The organism is Cryobacterium sp. N21 (assembly GCF_002929575.1).
Classification (GTDB): Bacteria; Actinomycetota; Actinomycetes; order Actinomycetales; family Microbacteriaceae; genus Cryobacterium; species Cryobacterium flavum.
Genome location: NZ_PJJQ01000031.1, coordinates 1998 through 15808, shown reverse-complemented (window position 1 = coordinate 15808; position 13811 = coordinate 1998). Strand labels below are relative to the sequence as shown.

At 65.6% G+C, this 13811-nt stretch carries 15 protein-coding genes; 4 read left to right on the top strand and 11 right to left on the bottom strand.

All coding sequences use genetic code 11. The features are described 5' to 3' along the window. Nucleotides 1-12 precede the first annotated feature (12 nt). Together CXY77_RS07395 and gabT are read right to left on the bottom strand one after the other, a co-directional pair. Nucleotides 13-1500: an NAD-dependent succinate-semialdehyde dehydrogenase gene (locus CXY77_RS07395; RefSeq protein WP_104090497.1), complete on the bottom strand. Its 1488-nt coding sequence runs from the start codon at nt 1498-1500 to the stop codon at nt 13-15. Further along, entirely contained in the window at nt 1497-2876 is a 1380-nt protein-coding gene (gene gabT, locus CXY77_RS07390) for a 4-aminobutyrate--2-oxoglutarate transaminase (RefSeq protein WP_104090498.1), read from the bottom strand. Before gabT ends, CXY77_RS07395 begins: the two co-directional genes overlap by 4 nt. Nucleotides 2877-3014: 138 nt before the next feature. On the opposite strand from gabT, the gene CXY77_RS07385 reads away from it, so the two are divergent. Then, nucleotides 3015-4598: a PucR family transcriptional regulator gene (locus tag CXY77_RS07385; protein WP_104090500.1), complete on the top strand. Its 1584-nt coding sequence runs from the start codon at nt 3015-3017 to the stop codon at nt 4596-4598. Here CXY77_RS07385 and CXY77_RS07380 read toward each other — a convergent pair. Beyond that, nucleotides 4588-5265 carry a hypothetical protein gene (locus tag CXY77_RS07380; RefSeq protein ID WP_104090501.1) on the bottom strand — a complete coding sequence of 226 codons (678 nt, stop codon included), beginning with the start codon at nt 5263-5265 and terminating at the stop codon, nt 4588-4590. The two genes, CXY77_RS07385 and CXY77_RS07380, sit on opposite strands and share 11 nt — an antisense overlap. 68 nt (nt 5266-5333) lie before the next feature. On the opposite strand from CXY77_RS07380, the gene CXY77_RS07375 reads away from it, so the two are divergent. Beyond that, complete coding sequence (locus CXY77_RS07375) at nt 5334-6209, top strand: acyl-CoA thioesterase II (protein WP_174774980.1); 876 nt, start codon at nt 5334-5336, stop codon at nt 6207-6209. Between the two features lie 5 nt (nt 6210-6214). Here the strand turns inward: CXY77_RS07375 and CXY77_RS07370 are convergent, their stop codons facing one another. The 7 genes from CXY77_RS07370 to msrA form a co-directional block, all read right to left on the bottom strand. Further along, entirely contained in the window at nt 6215-6919 is a 705-nt protein-coding gene (locus tag CXY77_RS07370; RefSeq protein WP_104129893.1) for a zf-HC2 domain-containing protein, read from the bottom strand. Then, on the bottom strand, nt 6916-7425 hold the full coding sequence (locus CXY77_RS07365; protein WP_092339896.1) for a sigma-70 family RNA polymerase sigma factor: 510 nt from the start codon (nt 7423-7425) through the stop codon (nt 6916-6918). The genes CXY77_RS07370 and CXY77_RS07365 overlap by 4 nt, the downstream gene beginning before the upstream one ends. A 92-nt stretch (nt 7426-7517) precedes the next feature. Beyond that, nucleotides 7518-7988, bottom strand: a complete 471-nt coding sequence (locus tag CXY77_RS07360) for a thioesterase family protein (protein ID WP_104129892.1) — start codon at nt 7986-7988, stop codon at nt 7518-7520. A gap of 20 nt (nt 7989-8008) precedes the next feature. After that, nucleotides 8009-9691, bottom strand: coding sequence for an energy-dependent translational throttle protein EttA (gene ettA / locus CXY77_RS07355; RefSeq protein WP_104090504.1), 1683 nt, complete (start codon nt 9689-9691; stop codon nt 8009-8011). Nucleotides 9692-9696: 5 nt separating this feature from the next. Next, on the bottom strand, nt 9697-10209 hold the full coding sequence (locus CXY77_RS07350; protein ID WP_233197298.1) for a hypothetical protein: 513 nt from the start codon (nt 10207-10209) through the stop codon (nt 9697-9699). Between the two features lie 71 nt (nt 10210-10280). Continuing rightward, nucleotides 10281-10811 carry a single-stranded DNA-binding protein gene (locus tag CXY77_RS07345; RefSeq protein ID WP_134505303.1) on the bottom strand — a complete coding sequence of 177 codons (531 nt, stop codon included), beginning with the start codon at nt 10809-10811 and terminating at the stop codon, nt 10281-10283. A gap of 207 nt (nt 10812-11018) precedes the next feature. After that, complete coding sequence (gene msrA, locus CXY77_RS07340; protein WP_092339891.1) at nt 11019-11543, bottom strand: peptide-methionine (S)-S-oxide reductase MsrA; 525 nt, start codon at nt 11541-11543, stop codon at nt 11019-11021. A 156-nt stretch (nt 11544-11699) separates the two neighbouring features. Between msrA and CXY77_RS07335 the strand changes: the two genes are divergently transcribed. Both CXY77_RS07335 and CXY77_RS07330 read left to right on the top strand, forming a co-directional pair. Next, nucleotides 11700-11975, top strand: a complete 276-nt coding sequence (locus CXY77_RS07335; protein WP_104090507.1) for a DNA mismatch repair protein — start codon at nt 11700-11702, stop codon at nt 11973-11975. A gap of 86 nt (nt 11976-12061) precedes the next feature. Further along, complete coding sequence (locus CXY77_RS07330; protein WP_092339889.1) at nt 12062-12811, top strand: hypothetical protein; 750 nt, start codon at nt 12062-12064, stop codon at nt 12809-12811. A 66-nt stretch (nt 12812-12877) separates the two neighbouring features. Here the strand turns inward: CXY77_RS07330 and nadE are convergent, their stop codons facing one another. After that, nucleotides 12878-13699, bottom strand: coding sequence for an ammonia-dependent NAD(+) synthetase (gene nadE / locus CXY77_RS07325; RefSeq protein WP_092339888.1), 822 nt, complete (start codon nt 13697-13699; stop codon nt 12878-12880). Nucleotides 13700-13811: the final 112 nt, after the last annotated feature.

The window sequence follows — 13811 nt, the reverse complement described above, 5'->3', positions numbered from 1 at the left end:
TGTTGAGTGGGGTTAAGACGCGGGAATGAGGGTGTACTTGGTCGAGAGGTATTCGTTGATGCCTTCCAGGCCACCCTCACGACCGAGCCCGGACTGCTTGACGCCGCCAAACGGTGCCGCGGCGTTGGAAACCAGGCCGGTATTCAGGCCCATCATTCCGGTGTCGATACTGTCGATCATACGGTGTGAACGTGCGATATCGGTGGTGAAAACGTATCCGATCAGACCATATTCGGTGTCATTTGCCATTTTAATAGCCTCTTCGTCTGTTTCGAAAGTTGTAATGCCGACCACCGGGCCGAAGATCTCTTCCCGCACCATGCGGCTGTCAGCGGGAACATCGGTCAACACTGTGGGGGCATAGAACGAGCCGGGTCCGTCGGGGCGGGTGCCTCCGGTGAGCAGCGTGGCGCCGCGCGCGAGGGCATCCTGCACGAGGGCGTCAACGTTGTCGACGGCCGTCTCCGTCACGAGCGGCCCAAAGTTCACCGCGGGGTCGATGCCGGGGCCCTGCACGAGGGCGTTCACCCGCTCGGTGAGTCGGCGGCCGAATTCCTCGGCGATCGACGCGTGCACGATGAACCGGTTGGCCGCCGTGCAGGCCTGGCCGGTGTTGCGAAACTTCGCGAGCATCGCGCCGCTGACGGCCTTCTCGAGGTCGGCGTCGGCGAACACGATAAAGGGGGCGTTGCCGCCGAGCTCCATCGAGGTACGCAGCACGTTCTGGGCCGCCTGAGCGATCAAGGCCCGACCCACTGCGGTCGACCCGGTGAAGCTCAGCTTGCGCAGCCGGGGGTCGGCGATGATCGGGGCCGAGACGGCCTGCGACTCGGTGGTCGTGATGACGTTCACGACACCGGCCGGCACTCCGGCATCCGTCAGCAGCTGCACGAACAGCAGGGTGGTCAGGGGGGTCAGTTCGGCCGGCTTGACCACAACGGTGCAGCCAGCGGCGAGCGCCGGGGCAATCTTGCGGGTGGCCATGGCGAGCGGAAAGTTCCACGGTGTGATCAGGTAGCACGGGCCCACCGGCCGGTGAGTGACGACCATCGTTCCGGTGCCCTCCGGGTTGACACTGTACCGACCGTTGATGCGCACGGCCTCTTCGCTGAACCAGCGCAGAAATTCGCCGCCGTAGCTCACTTCGCCGTTGGCTTCGGCGATGGGTTTGCCCATCTCGAGTGTCATGAGCGTGGCGAAATCGCCCCGACGCTCCTGGAGCAGATCGAAGGCGCGGCGTAGAATCTCGGCGCGTACTCGGGCCGGAGTTCCTGCCCAGGAGTCCGCGGCCGCGACGGCCGCGTCGAGGGCGCGGGCGCCATCAGCGACGGATGCGTTCTGGATGGTTTTCAGCACCAGACCGGTGGCCGGGTCGGTCACCACGATCGGCTCCCCGGTGCCGTTCGCCCACTGACCGTTGATGTAGAGCTGGTCGGGTACGCGGGCCAGGAGTGCGACCTGACCGTAGGAGCGCACGGCGCCCTCGATCACGGTGCTCATACTGCGGCCGAATCGGCAGCGAGGGCCTCGGCCAAAACCTGCAGGCCCTCGAGTAGCAGGGAGTCGGGAATGCTGAGCGGCGGCAGAAAGCGGATGACGTTGCCGTACGTTCCGCAGCCGAGCAGGATGACGCCCTGCTCGTGGGAGGCGGCGATGACGCGGCCGGTCAGGGCTGCATCCGGCTCCCCGGTGGCGGGATCGACCAGCTCGATGGCCATCATGGCGCCGCGTCCGCGCACCTCGGCGATGCGCGGATCGGCTGCGGCGAGCGCGCCGAGGCGGTCACCCATGATCGCGCCGATGGCGGCGGCGCGTTCGACCAGGTGCTCGGCCTCGTAGGTGTCGATGGTGGCGAGCGCGGCAGCACAGGCGAGCGGGTTACCCCCATAGGTGCCGCCGAGGCCGCCGGCCTGGGGTGAATCCATGATGTCGGCGCGCCCGGTGACGGCCGACAGCGGCAGGCCGCCGGCGATGCCCTTGGCGGTGCAGATCATGTCGGGCACAATGCCCTCGTACTCGCAGGCGAACATGTGCCCGGTGCGGGCGAATCCGGTCTGGATCTCGTCGGCGATGAAGACGACCTCGTTGGCGCGGCACCAGGCCAGCAGGGTGGCCAAAAAGCCGGGTGCGGGAACGATGAAGCCGCCCTCGCCCTGAATGGGTTCGATGATGATCGCGGCGAGGTTGCTCGCGCCGACCTGCTTCTCGATCTGCGATATGGCACGGTTCGCCGCCACGACGCCATCGAGACCGCCGTCACGCAGCGGGTACGACATGGGTGCCCGGTACACCTCGGGTGCGAAGGGACCGAAGCCGTTCTTGTAGGGCTGGTTCTTGGCGGTCAGGCCCATGGTCAGGTTGGTGCGGCCGTGGTAAGCGTGGTCGAAGGCCACAATGGCCTGCTTGCCGGTGAAGTGGCGGGCGATCTTCACGGCGTTCTCCACCGATTCGGCGCCGGAGTTGAACAGCACGCTGCGCTTGACGTGGTCACCGGGGGTGAGACGGTTCAGGGCCTCGGCCACCTCGATGTAGGAGTCATAGGGAGCAACGGTGAAACAGGTGTGGGTGAACTGGGCCAGCTGGGCTGCGACGGCTTCGACCACCCGCGGGGCGCTGTTGCCGACACCGGTGACGGCGATGCCCGACCCCAGGTCGATCAGAGAGTTGCCATCCACGTCGACCAGAACGCCTCCGCCAGCGGCCACAACATACACGGGGAGGGAGATACCCACTCCGGCAGAGACCGCCTGGGCCTTGCGTTCGCTCAAGCGGCGCGATTTCGGCCCGGGGATGCTCGTGACCAGTCTGCGTTCCTGGGCCAGCGTGGGGCCACCGAGCGGCGTGCTGGTGAAGCGAGGAGTGTCTACGAGTGTCATGAGTGTTTCCGATCGATGCGACGGGTGGTACCGCGGCCACGGTGCCACTGCGGCAATGCTAGGCACAACCCGGCGACAGCACTATCTCTTAGCTGTATAGTTGGGGCGTAATTTCCCGCCACGCTGTATAGTCAGCCCATGCTCCCCACCCTGCGCCTGCTCCTCGCTGATTCGAACCTGGGACTCACCCTGCTCGAGCACGCTGATGCGGGCAAGGCCAACCCGATCACGCGGGCGGCACGGCTCGACCGCACGGTTGAATGGGTACACAGCTCCGATCTGATCGACCCGACCCCGTTCCTCTCCGCCGACCACGTGCTGCTCACGACCGGCACCCAGTTCGGCAGTGATCCGGCAGCGGATGCCGACTACCGCCCCTACGTGCAGCGCCTGCACGAGCGGGGTATCACGGCGCTCGGATTCGGCACCGACGTCGTTCGGGACGGCACGCCCGACGGACTGATCGCCGCGTGCCGAACGCTCGGGCTGCCGTTGTTCGAGGTTCCCTATCGCACCCCGTTCATCGCCGTTGCGCGGGCGGCCGGCGACCTCGTGGCCGAGGATCGGTATGCCCGCGCCACCTGGGCGCTCAAGGCCCAGCGCGCGATCGCGCTCGCCGCCCTGCGTCCGGACGGCCTGAGTGCGACGCTCGCTGAGCTGTCCGCCCAGCTCGGCCATTGGGTGGCCCTGTTCGATGCGAGCGGAACCCTGGATCGGGTGTTTCCCCGCGCCACGTTCGCCGCGGCCCCCACAGCCCTCGCCACCGTGCAGCAGGAAGCCCGGCGACTGCTCGCCCGCGGTCAGCGGTCCAGCAGCACCGTTGACGCTGGCGGTGAAACCCTTACCCTGCAGACCCTCGGCGGCCACGACCACCTGCGCGGTGTACTCGCCCTCGGCGGCGCACTCGCCCTGGACCAGGCCAGCACTGAGGTGGTGACGAGCGTGATTGCCCTGGCCGGTCTCGCCCTCGAGCAGAACAATGCCCTGGATCGTGCCCAGGGGCTGCTGCGCTCCGGCCTGCTGAACACCCTGCTCGCCGGGGACCAGACCCTGGTCGACCAGATCTCCAGACAAATGTGGGGCGCGCTCCCTGACCCACCGGTGCTCGTCGCCGTCGTGGATGTGCCGGCCGTTCGCCGGGATGCGATCACCGAGTACCTGGAACTACGCGTCGACGATTCCCCCGGGCAGCTCTTCTTCGCCCGCCAAGACGACACCGTGGTTCTGTGTCTCGACCGCGCGGCCAACGGCATCCTCTTAAATCTGTGCGCACTGTTCGAACTGCACGCAGGACTGTCGGAGCCGACAAGTTACCGCCAGCTACCTCGCGCCCTCGATCAGGCCCATCAGGCGCTGGCCCGGGCACGGGAGAGCGCATCGGGCGTGACCGATTTCAGTATCGTCGCCCGGCAGGGCGTGCTGGCCTTGCTGGCCAGAACGGATGCCCGCGAGGTCGGCCTCGCCACCCTCGCGCCGGTGATGGCGCACGATCGGGCACACGGCAGCGAGCTGCTGGCTACCGTGCGGGCGTGGCTCGTGTGCAACGGACACTTCGGCGAGGCCGCCGCGCAGCTCGGGGTACACCGCCACACGGTGCGCACCCGCATTCAACAGGCTGAGCAGCTGCTCGCCCGCGACCTGGGGTCGTTTCCGGCTCGAGCGGATGTCTGGGCGGCCCTGCTCGCCACCGACGCTGCCGTTGTGGAGCCGGTCAGGCCGTGAGCGTCCACGGCTTGCGCCGCACCAGAACATGGCCACGACTCGTGCTGAGGCGGGTCCACAGGCCCGACTCGAACAGCTGCACGGGTTCGTCATCGGAGAGAAAGCCCAGGCTGAACGCCGCGAAACCGGCCCCGGTCGGTACGAATTCGAGCCCGTCAACCTGACGGCCCCACACTTCGGAGCGCACGCGTTCCACGATCAGCTCGCCGGTGCCCTCCGGCACGGCGGCGGCAACCTCGTCGATGCCCTCCCGAGCGGCGGTTTCAAGGTGCGACGCCGGAGTCTGGCCGTGTGGTTCCCAGCCACCCTTCGGCGGGGAGATGCCGGCCCAGGTCACGGTGTTCACCTCGAGCGGAACAGTCACGATGACCGGCAGGCTCAGGTCGCGCGCGGTGGACTCCAGGCGTTTGAGGCGTTCCAGCAGCGACCGCACCGGCACGACCTTGTCGAGGTCGACCGGCTCGGTCAGGGCGAAGGTGCGCAGGCCGAGCACGGTCGGGCTCGCGTCGAGCAGACCGCGCGGATAGAAAATGGCGGTGTACACCGCCAGAACGCCGTCGGACGCCATGAGGCGCACGGAACCGTCGAGAACGCGGCCGGATCGTGACAGAAATACGATCAGATCGCTGAGGGACTGGGAATCGGTAAGAGTGAATGACTGGCTCATCGTCTTCTAAACTACCAAGATGCGCCACGACCGCATGCCGCGAACGCGAACTTGCCCGAGGAGACAGCATGCACAAGCCCATGGAAAGCCTTCTGGCCGTCCTCGATCTGACCGACACCGGTGCACGCACCAGCGAGGACATCTTCACCGGGCCGTCCCAGTGGATGCCGCTCGGCCGCGTGTTCGGCGGGCAGGTGCTGGCCCAGTCCCTCGTCGCTGCGATGCGCACCGTGCCCGACGAACGCCACGTGCACTCGATGCACGGCTACTTTCTGCGCCCCGGTGATGTCAACCAGCCGATTACTTTTTCGGTCGAACGCATTCACGACGGCCGCTCCTTCTCCACCCGCCGCACGCAGTGCTATCAAGACGGCGTGCCGATCCTGTCGATGATCGCCTCCTTCCAGGACGCCGATGAGGGCTTGGAGCATCATCTGGAGATGCCGAAAGATATCCCCGATCCGGAAAGCCTGCCGACGGCATCCGAAGCGCTGGCCCACATCGACCACTCGGTAGCGCGTTATTGGGCCAACGAGCGGCCCTTCGACATGCGGCACGTTCCCTCGCCGATCTTTCTCAAGGTCAACGGTGAGCACACCTCGCGCCAGGCCGTGTGGATGAAGACGTTCTTACCGCTGCCCGACGACCCCGACCTGCACCGCGCAGCCCTGGCCTACGCGAGCGACTACTCGATCATGGAACCGATCATGCGCCGGCACGGAGTGGCCTGGGCGACTCCCGGTCTCAAAGTTGCCAGCCTGGATCACGCCATGTGGTGGCACCGGTTCGGTCGGGTCGACGAGTGGCTGCTCTACGTGCAGGATTCACCGAGCGCGCAGGGTGGCCGCGGCCTGGCCACGGGCAGCATCTTCAGCCGCGACGGCGTGCTCCTGGCTACCGTGGCGCAGGAGGGCATGCTGCGCGTGCCCATCGTTCTCGAGTAGCAGCGCTACCAGCTGGGTTTGGATTCGAGCAGCACCTTCTCGTCGGGCATCCACCGAATATCCACGCTGGCGATGTCGTTTTCGGACACGCTCGTGGTACCGGCCGCGCTGATGGTGCTGCCGGGTCCGGAGATCCAGCTGGCCACGAGGGTCTCCTGGCCGTCCCGGTCGGTCACGAACAGGGCGTAGGGCTGAGCGCCGAAATCGTCGCCGCCGCGCGCGTAGCTGCAGTTCGCGTCGATGCGCGTGCCCCACTCTTCGCCGGTCAGGCGAAACGAGGCCGTGAGCGGGCTGGGAACCACGGCGGTCATGGCGACGGCGGGTTCGGTGATGCTCTGGCCGGGCTGATCGAGCCAGCCCGGCAGGACGAGGGCAGCGGATGCCGCGATCACGGCGGCCGCCACGACCGCGCCAGCGGCGAGCAGGCGGGCGCGCCGGGTGTGTGCCCTGGCCGCCTGCACCAGGCGGGGCAGCAGGGTGGCGGAGGGGGCGGCATCCGCTCGGGAATCAACGGGCTGGTCCAGTTGCAGGGCCTGATCGAGCGGCACCTGGGCCAGCAGCCCCGGAAGACCCACGAGATGAGCGACCGCCTGGCTGCAGGCGACACAGTCGTTGAGGTGACGTTCGTAGTCCCGGCGGTCGGCCGGTGACAGGGCGCCGAGCACGTAGGCGCCGTCCCAGTCGGCGTACAGATCTGCTGGAGTGTTCATCGCTCCGTCACTCCTCGCTCTTGCAGTGCGAGCCGCAGGGCTCGCAGGCCGTAGTGCAGCCTGGACTTCACGGTGCCTTCGGGAATGACCAGGTCCCGCGCGGTCTCAGCCACGGACTGGCCTCGATAGTACGCGCAGACAATGACCGCCCGGTGGTCGGGTGAGAGATCGTGCAGGGCATCCGCGACCAGCCAGGCGTCGAGCAGGGCATCGGTCTGGTCGTCTGTGGGTACCTCGGGCAGCTGATCGGTGGGGATCTCGTGGCGGGCCCTGGCCGAGCGGCGATCGTCGATCACCAGGTTGCGGGCCACCGTGAACAGCCAGGCCCGAGCTGACACCTCGGTCTGGTCGAGCAGGCGGGGGCGTCGCCAGGCGCGCAGGAGCGTCTCCTGCACGACGTCGTCGGCAAAGGCCGGATCGTGCGTCAACCGCACAACATAGCGCCACAGGAGCGGCGCGTGTTCGTCGTGCAGGGCTTGCAGAAGTTCGGCACGCTCATCAGCCATGACTACCTCCCCGGCTTAACACGCGACGGACGCGTGTTCGGTTCAGTACTACCCGGTTTCGCGGCAACTCGGGCCGCTCAGTCGGGGAATTGTCAGCGTCGGGCGAACTCGATCGGCGCGTCGAGGTACGGAGTCCACGCGGCGCGTTCGGTGTCGTTAATGCGGCGGGGGCGTTCGCTCGCCGCATCAACGAGCACAATCGTGGTGTTCGCCCGCGCGAACAGAACCTCGGGTGTCACGCCGTCGGGGCTGCACACCTCGTAGCAGACGTCGAGGCTGGCGCCGCCGAGTTTGCCCAGCCAGAGTCGCACGTCCAGCGGCTGACGCAGGTACGGTACCGGCGCCAGATACTCGATCTCCTGCCGCGCGATCAACGTGAGCGTTGCCGCACCCGGGCGTCCATCGAGCACAGCCGTGCTCGCGCCGATCGCACCGTCGTCTTCGGTCACCCAGAAAGCCAGAATGCGCGCCTCCTCGAGCAGGCGCAGCATCTCAGAATTGTTGACGTGACCGTACGCGTCGAGGTCGGACCAACGCAGGCGAATCGGTACGTGCAGCTTCACACGGTCTCCCTATTTTTTTGTTAGTCGCGGGTGAGCTTGCGGTAGGCGGAACGATGCGGCTTGGCCGCATCCGGTCCGAGCCGCTCGATCTTGTTCTGTTCATACGACTCGAAGTTGCCCTCGAACCAGTACCAGTTGGCCGGGTTGTCGTCGGTGCCCTCGTACGAGAGGATGTGCGTGGCCACCCGGTCGAGGAACCACCGGTCGTGAGTGATCACCACGGCGCAACCGGGAAATTCGAGCAGCGCGTTCTCGAGCGAACCGAGCGTTTCGACGTCGAGGTCGTTAGTGGGCTCGTCGAGGAGCAGCAGGTTGCCGCCCTGCTTGAGGGTGAGCGCCAGGTTCAGGCGGTTGCGCTCACCACCGGAGAGCACACCGGCCTTCTTCTGCTGGTCGGGGCCCTTGAAACCGAAGGTCGATACGTAGGCGCGCGAGGGTATCTCGGTCTTGCCGACCTGGATGTAGTCCTGGCCGTCAGAGACGACCTCCCACAGGGTTTTGTTCGGGTCGATGCCGCCGCGGTCCTGGTCGACGTAGGAGATATCCACCGTCTCACCGATTCGCAGTTCGCCGCCGTCGAGCGGTTCCTTGCCGATGATGGTCTTGAACAGTGTGGTCTTTCCTACGCCGTTCGGGCCGATGATGCCGACGATACCGTTGCGCGGCAGCGTGAAGCTGAGGTTCTCGATGAGCATGCGCCCGTCGAAGCCCTTCTCCAACTTGCTCGCATCGATGACCTGCGCGCCGAGGCGCGGGCCGACCGGAATCACGATTTCTTCGAAGTCGAGCTTGCGGGTGCTTTCGGCGGCGGTGACCATCTCTTCGTAGCGGGCCAGGCGGGCCTTCGACTTCACCTGACGGCCCTTGGCGTTGGAGCGCACCCACTCAAGCTCGTCGGCGAGACGACGTGACAGCTTCGCGTCTTTCTTGCCCTGCACGAGCAGACGCTCCTGCTTCTTCTCGAGGTAGGTCGAGTAGTTGCCCTCGTACGGGTACAGGTGTCCGCGGTCGATCTCGGCGATCCACTCAGCAACGTGGTCGAGGAAGTACCGGTCGTGAGTGACGGCGAGCACGGCGCCCGGGTACTTGGCGAGGTGCTGCTCGAGCCAAAGCACGCTCTCGGCGTCGAGGTGGTTAGTGGGCTCGTCGAGAAGGAGCAGGTCTGGCTTCTGCAGCAGCAGCTTGGTCAACGCCACCCGGCGCTTCTCACCACCGGAGAGGTTGGAGACCTCGGAGTCGCCCGGCGGGGTGCGCAGGGCATCCATGGCCTGTTCGAGCTGGGAGTCGAGGTCCCAGGCATCGGCTGCATCGATAGCTTCCTGCAGCACGCCCATTTCGGCGAGGAGGGTATCGAAGTCGGCGTCGGGTTCGCCGAGGGCGAGGCTGATCTCATTGAAGCGATCGACCTTGGCCTTGATCGGGCCGACGCCTTCCTGCACGTTCTCCAGCACGGTCTTGCTCTCGTCGAGCTGCGGCTCCTGCATGAGGATGCCGACGGTGTAGCCCGGCGAGAGTCTCGCCTCACCGTTGCTGGGGGTGTCCAGGCCCGCCATGATCTTGAGGATCGTGGACTTTCCGGCACCATTCGGGCCGACCACACCGATCTTGGCACCGGGAAAAAAGGACATGGTGACGTCGTCAAGAATCAGCTTTTCGCCGATCGCCTTGCGAGCGCGGACCATTGAGTAAATAAATTCGGCCATAATGTTTACCAGTCTATTTGCCGGGTGGACCCGACGAGACACAAACCAGTAGACAGAATCGGTGCGACCACGCTGTGGAAACCGTCACTGGCCGGCCCGATCTGCCCAATCAGGCATTCGCCATTGAATCGCACCGAGAACTGGATCGAGTCGGCGGCCAGGTCGGCCTGGGTTCGATCGAAGGACACTTCCATGGCCGCTCGGTCGAACCCACCGGCCACGAGCGCGTCGATGTAGGCGCGCCCGTCAGCGCTGGGGTTGACCTTGGTGACAGCGGCAGCGAGAAAGTTGAAGTAGACGAGGTTCTCGGACGCGGTGCCGTCGGGCAGCAGTACCGGGTCGGGCACCGGAGTTGCCGACGGCTCCGGCGCTGAGGAGCTGGCCGGCGCCGTGCCGCTGGTCGGGGGTTCGGCCGGGGCACCGGTGCACGCGGTCAGGCTGACTCCGACCAGTAGCACGGCCCCAACCACTGCCAGTGTGTACCGCGGGCGGCGTGCAGACCACCGTGCTGTTCTCACGGTCATATTCTGCCGTGCTGATTGTGCCACGCTCACGAACTGCCTCCCCCGGTCCACGCGCGTGGACGATGCTACGAGTCTAAACGCGCATACGCGTCCTGATCGGCATCGGTGTCGACGGGGACAAACCCGTCTCCGGACCGGTCGATGGGGCCAAGATCGGTCTCATATGCCGTGGCCGATTCGACCGATGTGAAGGATTCGACCGGTTCCGGCTCGGTCTGGTCCGCGGCGTCACGGGCCGGTACCCCGCTACGCACCGGCGTCGTGGTGTACCAGGCGAGGTCGTGGCCGACAGAATCAGCAATGATCTCAACGGACGTCCCAGATTTTTCGGCGTTGTTCCATTGGCGAATGACCAGCCGTCCGGTGACGACAACGTGCTCGCCCTTGCTGAGCGATTTTCCCGCATTCGTGGCCAGCTGTCGAAAGGTCGTGACGGAATACCAGCAGCTTTCGTCGACGATCCATTCGTCTTTGGCCTTGTCACGGTGGCTCTGGCGGGAGGCCAGCCGAAAGGAGGTGATCGGGGTCCCGTTCTTGCCGAAGGTCAGGTGGGGAACGGTGCCAATAACGCCGGATATTGTGATGCTGTCGCTCATGGTTTCTCCCGGCACGGTGATCGCGTGAACACGCACACTCGCGGCGCCATGCGAACCGCCGGCGCACACGACCCGGGAACAACAACTCGTGCCAGTCTTCGTTGAACCCGGGTCGCACACAGTGAGTGTGCCGCCCGAAACGACGACCCGACTGAAACCGCGGAAATCCGTGGAGAATTCAGCTATTCACCGATTGGGGAGGAGAGGCTAGCTGACCAGGTATTGGGAGTACGACTTGCGGATCTTGTTGACCTTCGGCACGGCGACGGCCATGCAGTAGCCCTGCCCGGGGTTCTTGTTGAAGAAGTCCTGGTGGTAGTCCTCGGCCTCGTGGTAGTCGCCGAGCGGCTCGATCGTGGTCGTGATGCCGGAGCCCCACCATTCGGTCGCCCGGTCGCGGGCCGTTTCAAAAAGCTGCTTCTGAGCGTCGTCGGTGTAGAACATGGCCGACCGGTACTGGGTTCCGACGTCGTTACCCTGACGGTTGAGCTGGGTGGGGTCATGCAGCGTGAAGAACACGTCAAGAATGACGCTGGCCGGAATGACGTCAGGGTCGAAGGTCACGGCAACGGCTTCGGCATGCCCGGTGCGCCCGGTGCAGACCGCTTCGTAGCTCGGGTTGGCGGTCGAGCCGCCGGTATACCCCGACACCACGTCGCTCACTCCACGTAGCACCCGATACACAGCATCGAGACACCAGAAACATCCACCTGCGACCACATAAGTTTGCACCCGTCCACCCTATCTCCTCCCCCCGCCGCAGCCACAGGCTGATCCGGCACCCTGGCCGTCTGTTCGCCGAAAGCGCATGTCGGTGGTCGTCCATACGGTAAGAGAAATACCCGCGGCCCGCCGGGTTACCGCTGAACCAGTACGTAAGGAGCACTCATGACCACTCTCATCGCACCCGTTACTCACTCAGCATTTCCAGCAGTACGTGGCCGCCGGTTCGTCCTCGTGCGCGACGGGCTGTGGCGCATCGTCGACCCGGTCGGCGCTGTCGTCGGCTATATCGAACGCGAGGTTAGTGCCGATAAAGGCGGTGCTGATACCAGCGGCGCTGACGGCGACCGGTTCAGCGCCAGGCGCGTCGTCTTCGCGACCCGCACGCGCGAACTCGGTGTGTTCTGTCGCATCGACGATGCTGTGGACTGCTTCCGGTGACGAGGCTACGTGTTCCAGAGAGTGGGTTGGGGGCACGCCGTGTCTGATCCCCGAAAACGGGGGTTGGCGCGGATAAAATCCAGCACATGGAATGGTGGAATAACTTCGTAGCCTGGTTTACCGACGTGAGCACCCAACCGATGGTTTTTACCGCGGTCGTGTTCATCGGCGCAATCGTCATTGCCAGCGTGCTGGCCGCGTTGATCTCGCGCGGGGCCGTCAAACGGCTCATCACCCAGCGAGATCGCGAGATCAAAGTGGCGGCGATCGCGACCCTCGTCGATGCCGCGACCGAGGCATCCGTCTGGAATTCGCTGACACCGCAGGAGCAGGTCATGAGCGACCGGGCGGTCGGCCAGGCCGACATTCAGGTGCGGTTGCTGCCGATTCGCGGATCGGGAATTGCCGCCAACTGGGCTGCTCACGAGCTCTACGAGCTCAAGCGCACCTCAGCTACCTTCGGCTACCAGTTGGAACCGGCCTTGGTCGAGTTTCGTGACCGCCTGGTCGAGTGGCAGAACAAGCCGGCTCGCGCCCGCAAGATCTTCCAGGGGGATCTCGATCGCTGGAAGTCGCAGAATTCCTCCACCGAGAAGAGCCTGCTCGCCGAGCAGGAAGCGTGGGTGGCGCAGCAGCACCACGACCAGTACAACGCCGCCGATTCGGCACCGGCGCCCGTGCGGGTCGCGCCGCTCACCCCGGCAGCCGTCAATCGCACGCCGCCATCCGCGTCGGACGCCGGGGCGGAAACCCAGCGTCTGCTCGACGACGTCAACAAGCTCGAGGTTCGCGGCACCGACCCGCTCACGCGTTCCTCGGCGGCCCCGACCCTGTAGTCGCGACACAAGAAACGAGCCGGTCGGCGCTTCCCAGCGCTGACCGGCTCGTTCTTTATGTTGGGCCTACTGCCACCACTCATCAAACAGTGAGGCCGGCACCCGTCGCTTGTGCTCGGTGCTGAGGTAGCGCGCCTCGATGGCCTCGGCCACCTCGTCGTCGACGGGCCGACCCTCCAGGAAATCGTCGATGTGCTCGTACTGCAGACCGAGATTGGCCTCGTCGGTCTGGCCGGGAGTGTGGTCGAGCAGGTCAGCGGTGGGGTCCTTCAGGTAGAGCTGTCCGGGCGCACCCAGCTCCATCAGCAGGGCGCGGCCCTGGCGCTTGGTGAGTCCGGTGAGCGGCAGAATGTCGGTTCCGCCGTCGCCGTACTTGGTGAAGAAGCCGGTGACGGCCTCTGCCGCATGGTCGGTTCCGACCACGAGCAGGCCGAGCTGGCCGGCCACCGCATACTGCGCGATCATGCGGGAGCGGGCCTTGACGTTGCCCTTGGTGAAGTCGGTCATGGCCACGTCGAGGCTCGCCAGGAATTCGCTCTCGAATCCATCGACGGCGAGCTCAATGTTGAAGGTGGCCTGCGAGGGCGGGCGGATGAATTCCAACGCGAGTTGGGCATCCGCTTCGTCGCGCTGCACCGCGTAGGGCAGGCGCACGGCGACAAAAGTGGCCGGATACCCCTCTGCGGTGAGTTCGTCGACGGCCAGTGCGCACAGCCGACCGGCCAAGGTAGAGTCCTGGCCGCCGCTGATGCCGAGCACGAGCCCCTGGGCACCCGTGTGCTTGAGATATTCCTTGAGGAATTTCACCCGGCGGCGTACTTCGGCGGCCGGGTCGATGGTTGGTGAGACGTTGAGTTCCGCGATGATTCGCGCCTGGAGTTCTCGCATACTTGAATCTAGCAATCCTCGAGAATTTGCGCTGCGGCCTGCCTCGAGATCAGCACCAGGGTACCGGCGAATCGTGGCGAAATCTTCCCGTACGGTAGGACAAAGACCGCTC